This is a genomic window from Thiospirillum jenense, assembly GCF_014145225.1.
Lineage (GTDB): Bacteria > Pseudomonadota > Gammaproteobacteria > Chromatiales > Chromatiaceae > Thiospirillum > Thiospirillum jenense.
In genome coordinates, this window is sequence record NZ_JABVCQ010000027.1 from 1 (window position 1) to 18,592 (window position 18,592).

General features: G+C 49.5%; 16 protein-coding genes, 1 tRNA gene and 1 riboswitch. Of the genes, 5 read left to right on the forward strand and 12 right to left on the reverse strand.

Annotated features, from left to right (window positions below; all coding sequences use genetic code 11):
* Nucleotides 1–20 precede the first annotated feature (20 nt).
* The 4 genes from trxA to HUK38_RS11395 form a co-directional block, all read right to left on the reverse strand.
* On the reverse strand, nucleotides 21–347 hold the full coding sequence (gene trxA, locus HUK38_RS11380) for a thioredoxin TrxA (protein WP_182584456.1): 327 nt from the start codon (nucleotides 345–347) through the stop codon (nucleotides 21–23).
* Nucleotides 348–461: 114 nt separating this feature from the next.
* A complete protein-coding gene (locus tag HUK38_RS11385; RefSeq protein WP_182584457.1) occupies nucleotides 462–2,384 on the reverse strand; it encodes a SurA N-terminal domain-containing protein in 1,923 nt (640 codons plus the stop codon).
* Between the two features lie 91 nt (nucleotides 2,385–2,475).
* Nucleotides 2,476–2,552 (reverse strand) — tRNA-Asp (locus tag HUK38_RS11390).
* Nucleotides 2,553–2,751: 199 nt separating this feature from the next.
* The gene (locus HUK38_RS11395; RefSeq protein WP_182584458.1) at nucleotides 2,752–2,961 is read right to left on the reverse strand and encodes a Trm112 family protein; all 210 of its coding nucleotides are present in this window, start codon (nucleotides 2,959–2,961) and stop codon (nucleotides 2,752–2,754) included.
* Between the two features lie 281 nt (nucleotides 2,962–3,242).
* Between HUK38_RS11395 and HUK38_RS11400 the strand changes: the two genes are divergently transcribed.
* From HUK38_RS11400 to HUK38_RS11415, 4 genes are all read left to right on the forward strand, one after another.
* Entirely contained in the window at nucleotides 3,243–4,661 is a 1,419-nt protein-coding gene (locus HUK38_RS11400) for a form I ribulose bisphosphate carboxylase large subunit (protein ID WP_182584459.1), read from the forward strand.
* A gap of 111 nt (nucleotides 4,662–4,772) precedes the next feature.
* Nucleotides 4,773–5,129 carry a ribulose bisphosphate carboxylase small subunit gene (locus tag HUK38_RS11405; RefSeq protein ID WP_182584460.1) on the forward strand — a complete coding sequence of 119 codons (357 nt, stop codon included), beginning with the start codon at nucleotides 4,773–4,775 and terminating at the stop codon, nucleotides 5,127–5,129.
* A 156-nt stretch (nucleotides 5,130–5,285) separates the two neighbouring features.
* Nucleotides 5,286–6,092: a CbbQ/NirQ/NorQ/GpvN family protein gene (locus tag HUK38_RS11410; RefSeq protein WP_182584461.1), complete on the forward strand. Its 807-nt coding sequence runs from the start codon at nucleotides 5,286–5,288 to the stop codon at nucleotides 6,090–6,092.
* A gap of 47 nt (nucleotides 6,093–6,139) precedes the next feature.
* Nucleotides 6,140–8,518, forward strand: a complete 2,379-nt coding sequence (locus HUK38_RS11415) for a nitric oxide reductase activation protein NorD (protein ID WP_182584462.1) — start codon at nucleotides 6,140–6,142, stop codon at nucleotides 8,516–8,518.
* 114 nt (nucleotides 8,519–8,632) lie between these two features.
* Here the strand turns inward: HUK38_RS11415 and HUK38_RS11420 are convergent, their stop codons facing one another.
* The 6 genes from HUK38_RS11420 to HUK38_RS11445 all read right to left on the reverse strand — a co-directional run bounded on the left by HUK38_RS11420 (nucleotide 8,633) and on the right by HUK38_RS11445 (nucleotide 15,622).
* Entirely contained in the window at nucleotides 8,633–9,337 is a 705-nt protein-coding gene (locus tag HUK38_RS11420; protein ID WP_182584463.1) for a hypothetical protein, read from the reverse strand.
* A gap of 223 nt (nucleotides 9,338–9,560) precedes the next feature.
* Nucleotides 9,561–12,395 (reverse strand): DNA methyltransferase, encoded by a 2,835-nt coding sequence (locus HUK38_RS11425; RefSeq protein WP_338065408.1) that lies wholly within the window; start codon nucleotides 12,393–12,395, stop codon nucleotides 9,561–9,563.
* 49 nt (nucleotides 12,396–12,444) lie between these two features.
* On the reverse strand, nucleotides 12,445–13,113 hold the full coding sequence (locus HUK38_RS11430) for a precorrin-8X methylmutase (RefSeq protein ID WP_182584464.1): 669 nt from the start codon (nucleotides 13,111–13,113) through the stop codon (nucleotides 12,445–12,447).
* A 66-nt stretch (nucleotides 13,114–13,179) separates the two neighbouring features.
* Nucleotides 13,180–13,995, reverse strand: coding sequence for a sirohydrochlorin chelatase (locus tag HUK38_RS11435; RefSeq protein ID WP_182584465.1), 816 nt, complete (start codon nucleotides 13,993–13,995; stop codon nucleotides 13,180–13,182).
* 196 nt (nucleotides 13,996–14,191) lie between these two features.
* Nucleotides 14,192–14,980: a precorrin-4 C(11)-methyltransferase gene (cobM, locus tag HUK38_RS11440; RefSeq protein WP_182584466.1), complete on the reverse strand. Its 789-nt coding sequence runs from the start codon at nucleotides 14,978–14,980 to the stop codon at nucleotides 14,192–14,194.
* Nucleotides 14,981–14,992: 12 nt separating this feature from the next.
* Nucleotides 14,993–15,622: an energy-coupling factor ABC transporter permease gene (locus HUK38_RS11445; protein ID WP_182584467.1), complete on the reverse strand. Its 630-nt coding sequence runs from the start codon at nucleotides 15,620–15,622 to the stop codon at nucleotides 14,993–14,995.
* Between the two features lie 183 nt (nucleotides 15,623–15,805).
* Nucleotides 15,806–16,026: riboswitch (cobalamin riboswitch) on the reverse strand.
* A 226-nt stretch (nucleotides 16,027–16,252) separates the two neighbouring features.
* Between HUK38_RS11445 and waaA the strand changes: the two genes are divergently transcribed.
* Nucleotides 16,253–17,545 carry a lipid IV(A) 3-deoxy-D-manno-octulosonic acid transferase gene (gene waaA / locus HUK38_RS11450; protein ID WP_202985555.1) on the forward strand — a complete coding sequence of 431 codons (1,293 nt, stop codon included), beginning with the start codon at nucleotides 16,253–16,255 and terminating at the stop codon, nucleotides 17,543–17,545.
* A 79-nt stretch (nucleotides 17,546–17,624) separates the two neighbouring features.
* On the opposite strand, the gene HUK38_RS11455 is transcribed toward waaA, so the two are convergent.
* Complete coding sequence (locus HUK38_RS11455) at nucleotides 17,625–18,206, reverse strand: isochorismatase family protein (protein WP_182584468.1); 582 nt, start codon at nucleotides 18,204–18,206, stop codon at nucleotides 17,625–17,627.
* A gap of 62 nt (nucleotides 18,207–18,268) precedes the next feature.
* Entirely contained in the window at nucleotides 18,269–18,589 is a 321-nt protein-coding gene (locus HUK38_RS11460) for a rhodanese-like domain-containing protein (RefSeq protein WP_182584469.1), read from the reverse strand.
* Between the last annotated feature and the right edge of the window lie 3 nt (nucleotides 18,590–18,592).

Genomic DNA, 18,592 nt, shown 5'->3' on the forward strand with positions numbered 1-18,592 from the left:
GTTAGTAAATAATGGACGATTCACAAATTATTTTCAATAAATGCGATGAGTTGAGACTTTGATGCCGCGCCAACTTTAATCGCTTCCGCTTCACCCTCTTTAAATAAAATCAGGGTTGGGATACCGCGCACATTAAATCGTTCCGTCACAACACGATTGTCATCAATATCAATTTTTGCAATCTTGAGACGTCCGGCGTATTCAAGCGCGATCTCCGCCAATATAGGCGCAATCATTTTACACGGTCCACACCAATTGGCCCAATAATCCACCAATACCGGCAGCGGTGATTGCAAAACTTCTTGTTCAAACGTTGCATCAGTGACATGAATAATCTGTTCATTCATGGTGTATTTAATCTACTCAGTGGGTGCATTATAATCGCACCGTTTTAATTCCTACGTTTTATTCTGTTAAATAATCTGCAATTCACTGACCCGCAGGGCTGCAAACATTTGACATTAATCATGCGTGGCATTGTCAGTCAAGGCAGCAATCTTGCGTTCAATACGAGCGCGGCGTTGTAAATCAGCCACAACTTGTTCAAAGTGCGCCTGCGCCTGCGCCGCCGTCAATACCCGCCGCTCTTCCGCCTGCGCCGTTGCCTCCAACGCGCCATCTTCGACCACCGTCACGCGCACCACAAACGCATCAGCACCCAACCGCCCAGCGCCATCACTCGCTTGACCGACAGCAGGTCGCGGCAATGTGAAAGCGTGATCTAAAATCGCCGCCGGCACCTTGTCACTATTACGCGACACTGCACCACCACTGGTCACGGTGAACTGTTGCGCGACAGCCGCAAATTCCTCGCCCTGTTGTAACCGCGCCAACATCGCCTGCGCTGCCGCAAAGGCCGCGTCAGATGCCGCACGTTCTTGAATTTTATTCACAATTTGCTCACGCACGTCGGCAAATGGCTTTACCGCCGCCGTGCGATGCTCATCAAGCCGCAACACTAATGCTTGCATTTGACTGGGATCCGGCTCCAGCACCTCGCTGTTATGCGCGAGGTTCAACACCTCATCACTAAAGGCGGCGGCGATGACTTTTGGATCAGCAAACATCCCCGCCCCGCCCGTCATGCGCGTGATCCAATCACTGGTTTCGATCTTGAGACCAAGGGCTTCCGCCGCCGGCACTAGACTATCTGGCGTTTCATACGTCAAGGTCGCCAGCCGCTCGGCCTGGTCAAAAAACTGCTCTTCTGCCGAAGTTTTCGCCAATTCTTGCGCCAACTGATCGCGTACTGCCTCGAAACTTTGCACAATTTTTGGCGTGATCGCCGTCACTTCAATCAAATGATACCCAAACCGACTGCGCACAGGTTCACTCACGACCTTGGGTGCAAGCTGAAACGCCATTTGTTCAAATGCCGGATCAAGCATTCCGAGTTTCACCTCACCCAATTGTCCACCATTGGCGGCGGTGGATGTGTCCTCCGACTGCGCCTGAGCCACTGTGGCAAAATCTTCACCGTTCACAATACGGTGGCGCAATTCCAACAGCCGTTGTTTAACTGCCTCAGTCGCGGCCGCATCCGCCTCGGCGGGGACTGTCAACAAAATGTGGCGCACGTGCCGCTGTTCAGGCGTGGTGAATTCGGCCAGCCGTTCGGTGTAACGCGCCCGCAAAGTGTCTTCATCAATCGTGGAATTTGCCGGGGCGGCGGCGGTCGAGAGTTGGAGATAATTCACCCGCACCTGCTCAGGAGTCGAAAAGAGTGCTTGATTATCCTGATAAAATTTTTGCATCACCGCTTCGGTTGGCGCTTCTTTTGGCATGAACGCGGTGGCGGGCAGTTGCACAAAACTCACAGTGCGCTGTTGCCGCAACAGACGCACGGCAGCATCAATATCGGCAGTCGTCGCAAATGCGGTTCGCGTGATCGCACGTTCCAACTGCATCGTCTGCAACCGCTGGCGCAAGTCATCTTCGTAAGCTGTTGGCGTCGCACCCTGAAGCTGCAACACGCGCTCGTAAGTGGCTTTATCAAATTGACCGTTATGCTGGAACGCCGGTTCGGCCAAAATTGCGCCACGAATCAGTTGATCTGACACCGCCAAGCCGAGCGTGTGTGAAACATCCAACAGCAACGTTTCACGAATCATGCGCGCCAGCACTTGCTCGCGCAGAGCCTGACCACCGAACAACTGCGGATCGTAGGCCGCGCCAAGCTGATCACGCAGCTGCTGACGAGTCTGCTGCACTCGACGATTAAATTGCCACTCGGTGATTTGGGTGTCGTTGACAGTGGCAGCGAGCGGTTCACTGCTAATGCCCAAGTAGGATTGGATGCCCCATAGTGCAAAGGGAACGCTGATGAGGATGATAATCACCCACGCGAACCATCCCTGCGCACGCTCACGAATCTGCTGCAACATGGCACAAATTAGCCGTTGGTATTTGATTTAGATTGATCGAGGAAAATAAAACGGGGTATCAGCATAGGATACCCCGTTGTTAATAGAGAGATGGCGGAGTGGACGGGACTCGAACCCGCGACCCCCGGCGTGACAGGCCGGTATTCTAACCGACTGAACTACCACTCCTAAAATCGAGAGCCTAACTAGCGGCGAGGTTTAATTTACAACGGTTGGGCGGTATTTGCAAAAAAAAATTCATCAACCCGCATTTACCCTGCTGACGGCGCCCGCGTTGATCTCGTTAATTATTTGGTTTTATTGAATTTATTTGGTGTGTGATCGGGAGTTAGCCGCCGCCCAATGTTGCTTCACGTCCACTGCCGATTTAAGACATGGGTGCATGACTGCGCCACTGTTCCGCCTCTTCGGTGGTGAGGTGACGCGCCTCTTCCTCCAACATCACCGGGATCGCATCACGAATGGGATAGGCCAACCGGGCTGATAACGACAACAGCTCCAAATGCTCGCGGTCATAAATCAACGGCCCTTTGGTCACGGGGCAAACCAGTATTTCTAATAAACGTGGATCGAGCATACAAAAATTCCTTCAATTTTGGTCATTCGGTTATCTATTCTATTGCGGCCACAGCAGCGACCGCATGAGTACACATCAGCCAGTATAGATCAACACCTATACTGATTATCAACACAATCTAGTGGCGCACAGGATACGGCAGTCTATACTGGACATCAAGTTAAGTTACCTCAGCACTCATTATTGACCGAGCGGTGAATACGCAATGGTAACTGACTTGTCGGTCTGGCAGCGTCTTGACCCACGCTTTCATTTTTCAACCTTGCAGAGGATTGTCGCGCATGGCAAAAACTTATCACGCGGGCGTCAAAGAATACCGCGAAACGTATTGGATGCCCGAATACACGCCAAAAGATACCGATCTATTAGCCTGTTTTAAGATTACCCCGCAAGCGGGTGTACCGCGTGAAGAAGCTGCCGCCGCTGTTGCTGCCGAATCATCAACCGGCACTTGGACGACAGTGTGGACGGATTTATTAACTGATCTGGATTATTACAAAGGGCGTGCTTATGCGATTGAAGATGTCCCAGGTGATGATTCCTGCTTTTATGCCTTTATTGCCTACCCAATTGATTTATTCGAGGAAGGCTCGGTTGTTAATGTCTTCACGTCATTAGTCGGCAATGTGTTTGGCTTCAAAGCCGTGCGCGCCCTACGATTAGAAGATGTGCGTTTCCCGATTGCCTATGTAATGACCTGTAATGGCCCGCCGCATGGGATTCAAGTCGAACGCGACATGATGAATAAATACGGCCGCCCAATGCTGGGTTGCACCATTAAACCGAAATTAGGGTTATCCGCCAAGAATTACGGCCGCGCTGTGTATGAATGTTTGCGCGGCGGTTTAGACTTCACGAAAGATGATGAAAACGTCAATTCACAGCCGTTTATGCGGTGGCGGCAGCGCTTTGATTTTGTCATGGAAGCCATTGACAAATCTGAACGTGAAACTGGTGAACGTAAAGGCCATTATTTAAATGTCACTGCCCCGACGCCAGAAGAAATGTATAAACGTGCTGAATACGCCAAAGAAATTGGTGCGCCAATTATTATGCACGATTACATTACCGGCGGCTTCTGCGCCAATACCGGTTTAGCACAATGGTGCCGTGACAATGGCGTGTTATTACACATTCACCGCGCCATGCACGCGGTATTAGATCGCAATCCGCATCACGGCATTCATTTCCGCGTTTTAACCAAAATCCTGCGCTTATCCGGCGGCGATCATTTACACACCGGCACGGTTGTCGGCAAATTAGAAGGCGACCGTCAATCCACGCTCGGTTGGATTGATTTATTGCGCGAATCCTTTGTTAAAGAAGATCGCTCACGCGGTATTTTCTTTGACCAGGATTGGGGTGCAATGCCAGGCGCATTCGCTGTTGCTTCGGGTGGTATTCACGTTTGGCACATGCCGGCATTAGTCACTATCTTCGGTGATGATTCGGTTTTACAATTCGGTGGCGGTACGCTCGGCCATCCGTGGGGTAATGCCGCCGGCGCCTGCGCCAATCGCGTGGCATTAGAAGCCTGCGTTGAAGCGCGCAATCAAGGCGTGGCAATTGAAAAAGAAGGCAAGGATGTCTTAATGAAAGCAGCGGCGAGTAGCCCCGAATTGAAAGTTGCTATGGAAACTTGGAAAGAAATCAAGTTTGAATTCGATACGGTGGATAAGCTCGACGTGGCGCATAAATAAGCCCCTTGTGCCGTGTGTTATTTCAGGTGCGAATAAAATTAGATAATACCTGTTTGATTCCACCTGAATAGCCAACCATAACATTAGCATCCGTGTGGAGTTGTACTAACGATGAGTGAAATGCAAGACTATCAATCAAGCCTCGGCGATCCAAGCAGCCGTAAATTTGAAACCTTTTCATATTTGCCAGCGATGAGTGCCGATCAAATTCGCAAGCAAGTTGAATACATTGTGCGCAAGGGTTGGAATCCAGCCATTGAACACACCGAACCAGAAAATGCGTTCGATCATTATTGGTACATGTGGAAATTACCCATGTTTGGCGAAACCAATATTGATACCATTCTGGCCGAAGCCGAAGCCTGTCATAAAGCACATCCGAATAATCATGTGCGCTTAATTGGCTTTGATAATTATGCGCAGTCAAAGGGCGCAGAAATGGTGGTCTTTCGCGGCAAGGCGGTTTAATTCGGCATTTCAAACCACTTGAAATGTTGACAATAAAACCCCTGTGCCGCACCCCAGCGGGCGGGGGTTTTTTATTGCAATACGAATCAGTTTTTAACCCAGTTTTTTGGTCAAACGCATTGACTTATTGCATGACCCCAGCGTGAGGTGTATCACATGAGCGACATCAACTGCGATCAGTATCTGATTAAAACAGAACCCTACTATCGCTCCGTCCATAATGAAGTTGAATTGTATCAAGCCGCCTATGCCGCCCGAATGCCCGTCATGTTAAAAGGCCCGACGGGCTGTGGTAAATCGCGTTTTGTTGAATACATGGCGTGGAAACTCAATAAACCGTTAATTACCGTCGCCTGTAATGAAGACATGACCGCGTCGGATTTAGTCGGGCGGTTTTTATTAGATATTAATGGCACGAAATGGCAAGATGGACCCTTAACCGTTGCCGCCCGCATTGGTGCGATTTGTTATTTAGATGAAGTGGTCGAAGCACGGCAAGATACCACCGTTGTCATTCACCCGCTCACCGATCATCGCCGCAATTTGCCATTAGAAAAAAAGGGTGAGTTAGTCACCGCGCATCCTGATTTTCAAATCGTCATTTCCTATAATCCCGGCTATCAAAGTTTAATGAAGGATTTAAAACAATCCACCAAACAACGTTTTGGCGCATTAGATTTTGATTACCCAACCGCCGACATTGAAATGGAAATTGTCGCGCATGAAGGTCAGGTTGAGCGTGCTATTGCCGAGAAATTAGTACAGGTGGCGCAGCGCAGCCGTAATTTGAAAGGGCATGGATTAGATGAAGGCATGTCCACCCGTTTATTAGTCTATGCCGCGCAGTTAATTGGTAAAGGGATTAACCCGCAAGCGGCGTGTCAAATGGCGTTAGTGCGGCCATTAACGGATGATCCTGATATGCGCGATACATTGGATGCGGCTGTCAACACCTACTTTTAATTAAATACCAATGCACAGCACTTGGCTAACACGGCGAGGCTTTTATTATGACAGTTGATTTCAGCGCCTATGCTTTTTGCTTGAAAACGGATGCTCAACACGAGTATCAGCAAACGCTTGAAGCGAGTTATCACGAAGCCGCACGAATTATGTCACCACACGGTTTAGAGCATTATCTAACTGGCATGAAAGCCATGTGCGGGTTGAATAAAGGTGCCGATTTGGTCTTGACATATATTCAAGAAATGCCCGGTGTGGCGAAAGAAGTTGGTGAAGACATCATTGCCGAAGTCGTCAGCGCGTTAATGAAATTATCGTCGCACACCTCGGGCACGGTGGTGACGTTAATAATGGCGAGTTTGCCATTAGCGGCCAGTCGTTTAGGCGATGCGGATGTATTGCGTGGTTATTTGAATCTATTACATCAATTGGCCGGTAAAGCACCGCGTGGCTTGCGGCCAATGATGGAAAACATTGATGAGTTATTATCGAAATTGACGCTCGGTGGATTGCGGCGCTGGGCATTGTGGGGCGCTCAGGCTCATGCGCGTGATCTCGATGGTCAATTGGCGTATTTCGGATTGAAAACCGAATCAGCGCGGGCGGTTTTGCAAAAAGAACGGCGCGGCACGTTATTTGTTGACCAGCAGCGTAAATTGAATTTTTATTTGCGCGCATTATGGGCGCGGGCGTTTTTCATGCGCCCGACATCGGGTGATTATGAGTCACGGCAAGGATTAAAACCCTTTATTACTGATTTCCAGATTCATTTACCTGATGCCTTTGATACTTGGCGCGGTATTGCCGGCACGGAGATTTATCGTGCTGCCACCGCTCATGCCGCCGCGCATTTGGTTTATACCACGCAGCCATTAAGTGCGCAGGAATTGCGACCGGCGCAAATGAAATTTGTCGAATTATTCGAGGATGCGCGGATTGAAGCACTGGCAATACGCGATTTCCCCGGCTTGCGTAAATTGTGGTTGATTTATTTCACCGCGCCATTAACACCCGCCGATGATTCAATTGAATTACACCCGATGCTGGACATCATGTTACGCCTGGCGCAGGCGCTGCTTGATCCGCATTATCGTGATGAACTGGCAATCATTAACGATACCGCATTTGATTTTCACCGCGCATTAGACACTCGCGCAACGGATAATCGGTTGAGTTGGGAATTTGGCGTGACCTTTTATAATACGATTGTGCAAAGTGTCGCGCTACCCAATTTGCGCGTATTAGAAAACTGGCCACTGCCGTATCGTGATGATAATCGCTATGTATGGGAATTTAATGAAAACTTATTTGTCACTCGCGGTATTGATTATTTACCTACTACGCATCAGCAGGTGCGCCGTACCGTGAGTGTGATGGAAATGGTTAATGAAGTGGATTGCGAATTGGCGGGTGACGATGCGCAAGAGATTTGGCGTTTAACCACACCATTTTGGCTCGATCAAGAAGGCTGCACCATTAATGAATTGGAGGGGAAGGAGCCAGTTTCAGAGCCATTTCATTACCCCGAATGGGATTATCAGGTGCAATTATCGCGTCCCGATTGGGCAACGGTTATGGAGCGCCGTCAACTACGCGCTGATCCGATGATGATGGATGAGATTTTAATTAAATACCGTCCCGTCGCTAGTCGTATTCGGCATTTAATTGATGCCATGCAACCGCAGGGAATTGTGCGGCGGCGGGGCTATGAAGAAGGCGAAGAATTGGATTTGAACGCGGCGGTGCGGGCGATGATTGATATTCGCCGCGGGATTATGCCTAATCCACGCATTAACATTCGGATTACGCGCCATATTCGTGATTTAGCGATTCTCGTGTTAATGGATTTGTCCGCTTCAACTAATGAAAAAGTCGGGATTAAACAAGGTGAACCGGGCTATGAAGACGCGCCCAGTATTTTGAGTTTAACGCGAGAGGCAACCGGTTTATTAGCGTGGGCAATTGATGCTATTGGTGATCGGTTTGCGGTGCATGGTTTTGCATCGGATGGGCGACATAATGTGCAATACTATCGGTTTAAGGATTTTAATCAATCCTATGATGATGCGGCGAAATCCCGTTTAGCTGGAATGACGGGTGGATTATCAACGCGAATGGGCGCGGCATTGCGTCACGCCGGTTGGCATATTAGTCAACAACCGGCACAAAAGCGGTTAGTTTTAATTATTACCGATGGTGAACCGGCCGATATTGATGAACGTGATCCACAATACTTGCGGCATGATACGAAAAAAGCGGTAGATGAATTGCGAATGCGCGGGATTTATAGTTATTGTTTGACGTTAGACCCACACGCCGACCGTTATGTGGCGCGGTTATTTGGTGAGAATGCCTATTCAATTGTGGATCGGGTGGAGAAATTACCCGAACGGTTGCCGGCGGTCTTTGCGGCCTTGACGAGTTAAGGCGTTTTAATAATGACTATTCATCCTGAGGTGAATGAAAGATGAATCAAAAGTGATATGAGTGACGCGGACTAAACCACCCGCCCGCGTCGAGGTCAGCGCATGATTAGCGCATTAATTGGTTGTAGGGGCGGCAGGCGGCGCAGGCGGTTGCGGCATCGCGGGGTAATACGGCATCCCCATCGGCGGCATCATGTCACGCGGCGGCCCTTGCCAATTGCCACCCATCGGGGCGTGATTTGGACAGGGAACATCATCCCAATTGCGCGGAAAACCATGACGCGGAAAGCCATTTTTGCCCGGCAGCGGGCCAAATACCGCCTCCACTGCCTCTTTTTGCTCCGCCGTCAACTGATCCAACGTGGCACGATATTTGTCAAATTGCTCCTTCATGGCTTGACGCCGTTCCGCCGCAGCCTTCCAGGGCGGCGTCTCTGGCATGTCAATTCCCTGCGCGGCGGCACGCGCACGCGCTTCCTGCCAACGTTTTTCACGCATCGCCATCCGTTCTTCGGGCGTCATGCGCTGCATTCTTTCAGGTGACGCGGGCAAATCGGGCATTTCAAAGCCCAAGCCAGCGGCATATTTGCGCAATTCTTCATAGCGACGATCACGCTCGGCACGGGCTTCGGCATGGCGCTGTTCCATCTGAGCGCGGGCGGCATCCGCAGGTGAGGCGGGTGGTGCCGCTTGCGTTGTGGTAGCAGCAGCCGGCGCCGGCGCGGCCGGGGTAGCATCAGCGGCGAACGCGAGTGGTGCGGCCGCAACGCCGAGCGTGGCGAAGGCGACAGCGAGGGCGGTTTTGCGCAGTTGGGTCATGCAGCAGGTCTCCAATGGTTAGGGTTAAAAAACAGCAAAAATATGTGTTAAATCAAATAGTTTAGTGACAACTCAGATCGCGGCGGTGGCTAAATACGCGATCCGGATGCAGCGGGCAGATCGGCAGTGCACAACGCGATTATTCTATGTGGTTACGGTTGGTTTAGAAAAAAAGCCGGCGCCGTTGGTTTTAACACGACTGGGCAAACCTGTAAATCATTTGTTATTCCAATTCGCTGGCTTTATCATTCAATGCGGGCGGCGGTTTTATTGGCGAATGCCGCGAATGAGTTGGCGCCGTCAATTGCTGATAACGTTCAAATAATAACGCCACCCGCTCGGCATCGCTCTGCAATGTTTGTTTAGAATACGCGGCATCAACGGTGCGATCTAATTGCTGATGCGCTTTTATTAACGCCGGCGGCATCAATACCGGATCATACAGGGTGGCGAGTGATGATTCAGGATATTGATTCCGCGCATCTAATACCGCCTGCGCCGCTTGACTAATTTTATCATGCTGACGAGTGCTGATTGGATCCGGCCACGGGAAGTTATTATAAACAATGTTAATGGAATAGCGATAGCGGCTTTCAAGACGCCCGCACACGGCGCGCACCCATGCCATGTGCATAGCAGAAGTTAAAACACCGAAATGATAAAGCGCGGCATCTGGAATCACTAAATTTGCATCACCGCAAATCACATCACTGTTCATATAACCAACCGGAATATACTTTCGCGTTTCAGATGACACTCTTGGTACTAGCAAATAATTGCCACTTTCAGGTTGGCGAATCTCTCCAAATAACGTTGCTAAATGCGCAAGTTTTTGGGTCGCATTACGCGAACTATTTAGCCGATGTTGCTTCACTTTTTTAATGCGATGCGCAACTGTCGGCATTCGTTTTAATTGTTCAGGTGGGCAATTCATTAACCATAAACACCAGCGTTCAATACCGTTAATAAATTCCTCTGCACCAAGAAAACGTTTTAAGTATTGTAAAGCATTCGGTTCTTGTTGTAATAACTCTGCTTTTTCTTGCGCTGACAAAAGCAAATGTCCGCCATCATTTGGCATTGATCCAAAGATCATTTTGGGAACATTCGAGAGTGGCGTTCGCCGACTTTCTAATAAACAGGTTGGTGCATCAATTAAATAAGGATTGATGTGCGCGCCGGGTTTTTCAATTGGATCAGCTTGCACCGTTGCGTAATCAAACAGGCGTTTATGTGCCACATCATGCAACCCAAAACCAATAATCACACAATGCACCGCTGCTTTACCACTGGCTTCACTCGTCCATTGAAATGTCCGGTGTGCAAAATGAATATTCACCCCGCGCTGAATTAAATCAGACCACAACACGCCGACCTGTTCACCCTGCGTAATTGAATTGGTGGCAACAAAGGCGGTTTTAATAGCGGGATTGTGACGCATATAATCGGTTGCTTTGCGAAACCACGCGGCAACATAATCCAAATTACCCGCGCTTTTGACATCGTGGAATACCGCTGAAAAATCTTGTTTTTGTTCAACCGTTTGATACGCCTTGCCAACAAACGGCGGGTTGCCCAGAATAAAACTTAATTCGGCCGGTTGAATTAGATCGCACCAATCCAATTGCAACGCATTGCCGTGATGAATCGTGACGGATTGCGTTAATGGAATGCGCACATAATATTGGCCGAACTCTTCTGAAATGCGCAGGTTCATTTGATGATCCATTAACCACAATGCCAATTGCGCAATTTGTGCGGGAAACTCTTCAATTTCAATGCCATAAAACTGCTGAATATTACACAACACATTGAATTCACCAACGCCAATTGACGGTGCAATTGCGATGGAATGATTATCACCAAATAAAACGCGCAAAATCTCTAATTCTAATAACCGTAATTCTCGATAGGCAATGACTAAAAAGTTGCCGCACCCGCAGGCTGGATCAAGAAATTTTATATTCGCCAAACGCTGTTGGAATGCAAACAAACGCGGTTTATCGGCTTTAATTTGCTCGAATTCAGCGCGTAATTCATCTAAAAATAATGGGCGAATGACTTTGAGAATATTTTGCTCAGTCGTGTAATGCGCGCCCAATTGCCGCCGCGCCGCCGTGTCCATCACTGATTGAAATAACGCGCCAAAAATGGCGGGTGAAATTTTCCCCCAATTCAAACGAAAACTACGCAATAACAATGCGCGCATTTCCCAATTAAATGACGCGATGGGTAAGGGTTCAGCAAATAACTGTCCATTGATATACGGGAATGCCGCCAATTGTTGATCTAAATGTCGTCCACGTTGTTTGCGCGGGGTATTCAATACTTGAAACACATGCGCTAACCAATGACCGAGTACGACACCATCTTCAGTAGTGCGGTTGACAATTAAATCACGGAATTGATTAACTTCAAAAATGCTGGTGGCATCAGCAAATAAACAAAACACCAAACGCACCAAATACACTTCTAATTCATGCCCGCAATAGCCAGCGTCTAATAATTGGTCATGCAATAACCCCATTTGTTCCGCCGCTTTGACATTCACCGGATCCTGTTCTTGATACACGTTGGTTTGATAACCGGCAATGAATCCGAATAACTGAACGTGTTGATACAGTGCAGCTAATACGAATTCATGCTGCGTGTTATTTTCCAGATCATATAAACGAAACCGCGCAAAATCACTCACTAATACATAACGCGGTAATTCATATTCTTTTAATCCAGCAAAATAATCTGTCGCTTGTTGAAATGCGGCGTCTAAATCTTTACCGCGTGATTTTTGTTCGACTAATAATTGACCTTTCCACAATAAATCAATATAGCCATCACGTCCGTCAATCTTTTTAACGCGATGTTCAAAACTGGCAATGCGTTTGCGGGATACGCCAAAGATATGAAAAAAACCATCCCAAAATGATTTACTTTCGGCCTGTTCGGACGTCTCCTGCTCCCATTCACGCGCAAATTGCAGCGCCCGCTGTTGAATGTCATTCCAGGCAATTGGCATAATAGAATACTGGTCAAATGTTAAGACGACGAGTACAATCACGCAGCAAAATAGATGATTGCAATCACACTGATTGCGCAATTAAAACAGTTTAATCATGTGTATTGGCCAATGCAAATAACGCATGAAACGCGGCCACCACGAGCGTTGAACCGCCTTTGCGTCCTTTAACTGAAATCCAGGGAACATCCATAACGGTTGTTAATTGTATTTTTGATTCAGCCGCCGCGACAAATCCCACTGGTATTCCAATAATTAACGCCGGTCGAATCGCTTCTTCATCAATTAACCGCAATAATTCTAACAGCGCCGTTGGTGCATTGCCAATACCAATTAACGCATTATCTAATAATCCCAAACGAGCGGCTTTGCGCATCGCTTGCGTGGCACGAGTGCTACCTTCACGGTGCGCCGCTTGAATGACATCATCATCATTAATAAACTGATGTGGTTTTAAATGAAACTGTTGAATACGCGAGGTTGATAACCCTGCCACAATCATTGCCACATCGGCAATGAGTGTCCGCGCTGTGCCATGTTGCAGCGCGGCCGTGGCTGCTGGAATTGCAGCATAATGAAATTGGGTTAAACCATTTAATTCAAAATCGGCGGTGGCGTGAATCATACGTCGCACCACTTGCCATTGCTCAGGTGAATAAGTGTGTGCGCCCGCTTCGGCATCAATAATTGCAAAGGATTCACGTTCTATTTCACTGCCGGCGATGGTGAAATGATTATCAAAAAAACCGGTGGTTTTCATTTCTCAATGTCCTAGCGTTGCGGTTGTTTAATGAAATAGCGCAGTTGTGCAGTGACTAACGCCTATTTAATTAGGTTGATACGGACAGCCATCGCACAATAATAGCGTGTCATCTTCATTCGTGATGTGTTTGTCAGGACACGCCCGCTTGTCTAATAAATCAAATAAAGCGGTATCTGTTCCTAATGGTTGAGCGAGTGCAAAAGTCACAGTGGGATAGTGATGACGCAGGCGTTCAACCTGTAATGCAATGCGCTCGGTTAGTCGCCCAGCAAATAGATATGCGGGCAAAATCATAATTTGTTTCATATCCAAGCGTATTTGACGCTGTACCACCGTTTCTAATCGCGGCCAAGTAATGCCGGTAAAGGCTAAATCAATTAACTCGTGGTCATTATCTTCAAATAACCAGCGCGCCATTTTGGCTAATTGACCATTCGCACTGGCATCTGATGAACCGCGTCCGAGTAAAATAACGCCAGTGGTGCGTGGATCAGGCATACCGCAATTGGTCATTAACTGTTGCAATTGACGTTGTAACATCATGCACACTTCATGCCCCATACCTAAATGCGGTGCGCATTCAAATTGATGCTGCGGATGCCGAATACGCGCCGCGGCAATGGCGGCGGGTATTTCTAATTTGACATGCCGCGCTGCATTAAGAATCAATGGAATCACGCGCACTTGCGATGCGTGTGCCGCAGCCTGATCTAATCCGTTATCCAATAAAACATCGTCGTATTCAATAAAACAGGTGGTGATTTGCCAACTGGGATGACGTAATTGCCATTGCGCAATAAATGCATGAGTTTCGCTATTGCCGCCATGAAAACGGGTGCCGTGACCGACAATTAACAGATTCAGTTTTGCAGTATTCATCGTGAGGTGTTGCAATTAAAGTGATGACGGTGAAGCTAAAACATCAAGGATGTTAAGCAGTAAAAATAGTTTAGAATGATGCCGGCTATTTTCAACAAAGTTGGCATTGCAATGCCAATGAAAGCAGTGGGCGTGACTGTAATAAATCACGCACAGAATGCGTTGGTGTCTATGCGGAATTCAATAATAAGCGCTATTATTCATCGCCACAAACGAGTGAAGAACGGAATTGATGTGTGAATTCTGCATCATACAGTTTGGAGGGAGTAATCTCTGGCCAATTGCCCGCGCCGAGGGTCGGACTGGCAATCACCATTGCTTGGTTTTCAATTCCAGCCGCCCGCGTTTTTTCGGCAATATCTTGAATACAACCGCGCACAATTTGCTGCGTTAACCAGGTCGCCTTGTGAACGACCACCACCGGCGCGGTCGCGGCCCAACCGGCGGCGAGCAGTGCGTTCGCCACCGCGTCGAGTTGGGTTGCGGCCAAATAAATGCACAAACTGGTCTGATGTGCGGCTAATTGCGCCAATTGTTCACGAGTTGGCATCGGTGTCTGGCCGGCGATGCGTGTCAAAATCACCGTTTGAGTCACCGCCGGCAGCGTCAAACTTTCCTGCGCGACGGCGGCGGCGGCACAGGCGGACGTGACGCCAGGCACCACTTGCCAATGAATACCGGCGGCAGTTAATGGGCGCGTCATTTCAATTAACGCACCATAAAGACTGGGATCACCGGTTTGTAATCGCACCACCGTTTTATATTGACGCGCTGCATTCATTAACCATGCGGTGATTTGGTCCAGCGTCATGGTTTTTGAATCCTGCCGCTGACAGTGCGCTGAAGCGTATTGAAGTGCGGCAGCATCCACTAATGAACCGGCGTAAAGAATCGCGTCCGCTTGGCTAATTAACTGCCGCCCTTTAACGGTAATGAGATCGGGATCACCCGGCCCCGCACCAACAAACCAGACTGTGCCATTCATAATGCGGGATGATTAAGCGCGGGTAGGAAGTGTAATTAACTGCCGCAGGATCGGGCGGTCAAGATGCGGTTGTAATACCTTGACTAATCCGAAAGTGAACAGCGGTTCAAGCATCACCAGTGCAATATAGGATGCGGCAAATAATGCCCAATTAGAGAGGGCGACGGCTTCATTGCCGATCAGCAGCCAAAACCCGACCATCAGAGTCACGCCAGTATAATAAGCGCCGTCCAATTTGAGAATGGTTGGAATAGTAATCTGGGTAATACGCCGTCCCAAACCATAATGCACGGCAATTAACGGCAGCACCAATGACAGCGTATTGACGCTAAGATGCACTAAATCCTGTGGTTCAAATAACAGACCTTGCAGCAATAAACCGAGTGCAAATCCCAGCAGCGTTGGAATTAAACCAAACAGAATATAAATCGGCATGGCACCGACAAAGTGCAATTCGGATGCGCCCACCGGTAAATGAAAACTCTCCATGAACAGCGAGAAGAATAATGCCGCCAAAATGGTGCGGGGAATTAACAAGGGTTGTTTAAATAACGGCGGCAGCCAGGGGGTTAATACGCCAACTGCGGCGACATTCGCAGCTAATATTTTGGTGGCGGATAAATAACCGGGTTCGATGTGCATACTGAATTAACCTCAATAATAACATGCGCTTTAATACGCACGGGTGCGGGAGAATTAAGCGGGAATAATGACGCGGGGCGCACCTATTGAGGCAGAGCAGGCGGCGGTCGCGGTATTATTAAATAAAAACTTAATATAATGCAACACGCCTGATCGGCTTGAGCAACGCACCCCGCGGCTCCCACCAATACAACGCATTAGGTCGGTCTTCTGGCTCACCATCATTCGGACACCGCACCTTCCCGCATAGTTAATGCAGTGGTTATGAGCGGCGCCGTCAGGTTTACAGCAGCGGGGGCTGCGCCGGATTGGATGTTTTAATGATGTCCAACATTATCACCGGACTTCCCATTTCAACTGATAACGCCATTGTATTATCAGTCACCTAATGCGCCAGCAAAGTATAATGCAGACGATGTTTCGCTGTCTAGTTAAGAATAAACCGGCGGTATTTGCCAACATGAATCATTCGATTTAGCGCGCCGCCATCTGAGCGGGCGCACTGCGATTTTTATTAGCCAGCGCCACTCAGTTTGTTATTTATGCAATTCACTTGGCATGGTATCGCAATCAATGGCATCATGCTTACTTAATTCGTTAAACACCAGTTGATCTAACGTGAGTTCAATAATGATGCGCCACCTGTACACCGCCATTTTTTATTTATTATTACCGCTTGTGGTATTACGCTTACTGTGGCGCTCACGTCACACACCCGCCTACCGCCAGCGCATCACCGAGCGACTGGGCCGCGGGTTATCCGATCACGCCAGCGCCGCCGACGTGTGGCTGCACGCGGTGTCGGTTGGCGAGGTGCAGGCCGCGCAGCCGCTGATTCGTCACCTGCTCAATCACCGCCCGCCGCTGACGCTACTGGTCACGACCACCACGCCGACCGGGGCGCAGCGGCTGACCGAGTTATTTGGGCAACGGGTGCAACATCATTACCTGCCGTTCGATCTCCCCGCGGCGCAGCGGCGATTTTTAGCGCAGGTCAAGCCGCGCCTCGTGCTGGTGATGGAAACCGAAATTTGGCCAAATCTGCTCCACACCTGCGCCGCGCACCGCATTCCCGTCGTGCTGGTCAACGCCCGCCTGTCAGCGCGCTCGGCACACGGCTACGCCCGCCTCGGCGCATTCACCCGCACCACGTTGCAGCAATTCGACCTGATCGCCGCGCAAACTGCCGCCGATGCCGCCCGTTTCGTGCAATTAGGCGCAGATGCCGCTCAGGTGGCGGTGATCGGCAACCTCAAGTTCGATCAAAACGTGCCGGGCAGTTTGCAGGATCGTGCCGAAGCATTGCGGCGAGTGTGGGGGACAAATCGCCCGGTGTGGGTGGCGGCTAGTACCCACGAGGGCGAAGAGGCGGCAATTTTGGCCGCGCATCAGTTGATTTTGCGCCAGCACCCAAGCGCGTTGCTGATTTTAGTGCCGCGTCACCCCGAACGGTTCGAGCGTGTGGCCAATTTGGTCACACGCGCTGAGTTGACGCTGGCGCGGCGCAGTGCCAATCAACCTTGCACGGCGGCCGAGGCGGTGTATTTGGGCGACACGATGGGTGAATTGCCCGCGCTGCTGGCCGCTGCTGATGCGGCGTTCATCGGTGGCAGTTGGGTGAACGTGGGCGGACACAATCCGTTGGAGGCGGCGGCGGTGGGTGTGCCGGTGACATTTGGGCCGAATATGTTTAATTTTCAAGCAGTTGCGCAGTTATTGCTGGCAGAGCAGGCGGCGGTGCAGGTGACAACGGCGGCGGCGTTGGCTGACTGTTTGACGCAGTGGTTGGGGGATGCGGCGCAGCGCAGTGCCATTGGCGAGCGCGGGCGGCGGGTGGTTGTGGATAATCGCGGGGCGGCGGGGCGGTTATTTGAATTATTAGCGCCTTATTTATTTAACATAACGGGGTGTAATGCGCGATGACATGAAACATTTATGCGAATGATGCGGTTTGCAAGCTCACCGCATCCTACGGTCATGTCACGCTTAAAATGTGTGACGCTTAAGTATGGCGGAATAATTCCCACACGGCGCGGAAGTTTTCGCTGTTTGAATCCCCGACCCATTCAAATGCGACCGATTCGGTATTGACAATTTGAATGCCGGCGTGGCGCATTCTTTGAATGGCATTATCGCGGTGGGTGGTATGACGTGAACAAATGGCGTCTTCGGCGACAAAGACTTGATAACCCCAGCGTAATAAACCTGAGGCGGTTTGCATAATGCAAATGTGCGCCTCCATGCCGACCATGACGACCTGTTTGCGCTTGGGTTCATTGGTCAAATTGCGTTCAAAACCGGCGGCGGTGCAACAAGAAAAACAGCTTTTTTCGGTGGCAACCACTTGCGCGGGTAATTGCTCGCGCACTTTAGAGATGGTTTTGCCCAAGCCGGCTGAGTTGTGTTCGGTGGTAATAATTGGAATGTTCAAAATCTTGGCCGCTGTCACCAGCCGCAGCATATTGGTTTCAACACGCGCTAATTCGTCAGGCGACATGGCGGCTGCCAGACGTTCTTGCGCATCAATGATTAACAATTGCGCAGTTGAGCTATAACACAGTGGCATGGAGGCGGGGTTACTCATACTATCAATTATCCTCTAATTACATCATTTAACAATCAATAAACAAACCAATCATTCTGTCATTAATACGTTGGCATACTGAAATCCACTTCTCGCGCCCACGCATCAATGCCACCACGCAAATTGATGACTTGCCGCAAACCGTGGTGTTCTAGATAACGAGCGACCTGTTGACTGCGAATGCCATGATGACAAATGACCACGACTGGGCGATCTGGATCAAGGGTGGGCAATAGGTCGGGAATTTGGCGCATCGGCACCAATTGCGCATTGTCGAATTGACAAATGCTGAATTCCCAGGGTTCGCGCACGTCAAGCAGCAACGGTGGCTCGGGACTGGTACGCAGGAAGGTGGCAAGTTCTGAGGGCATCAGTTGGCGCATGGT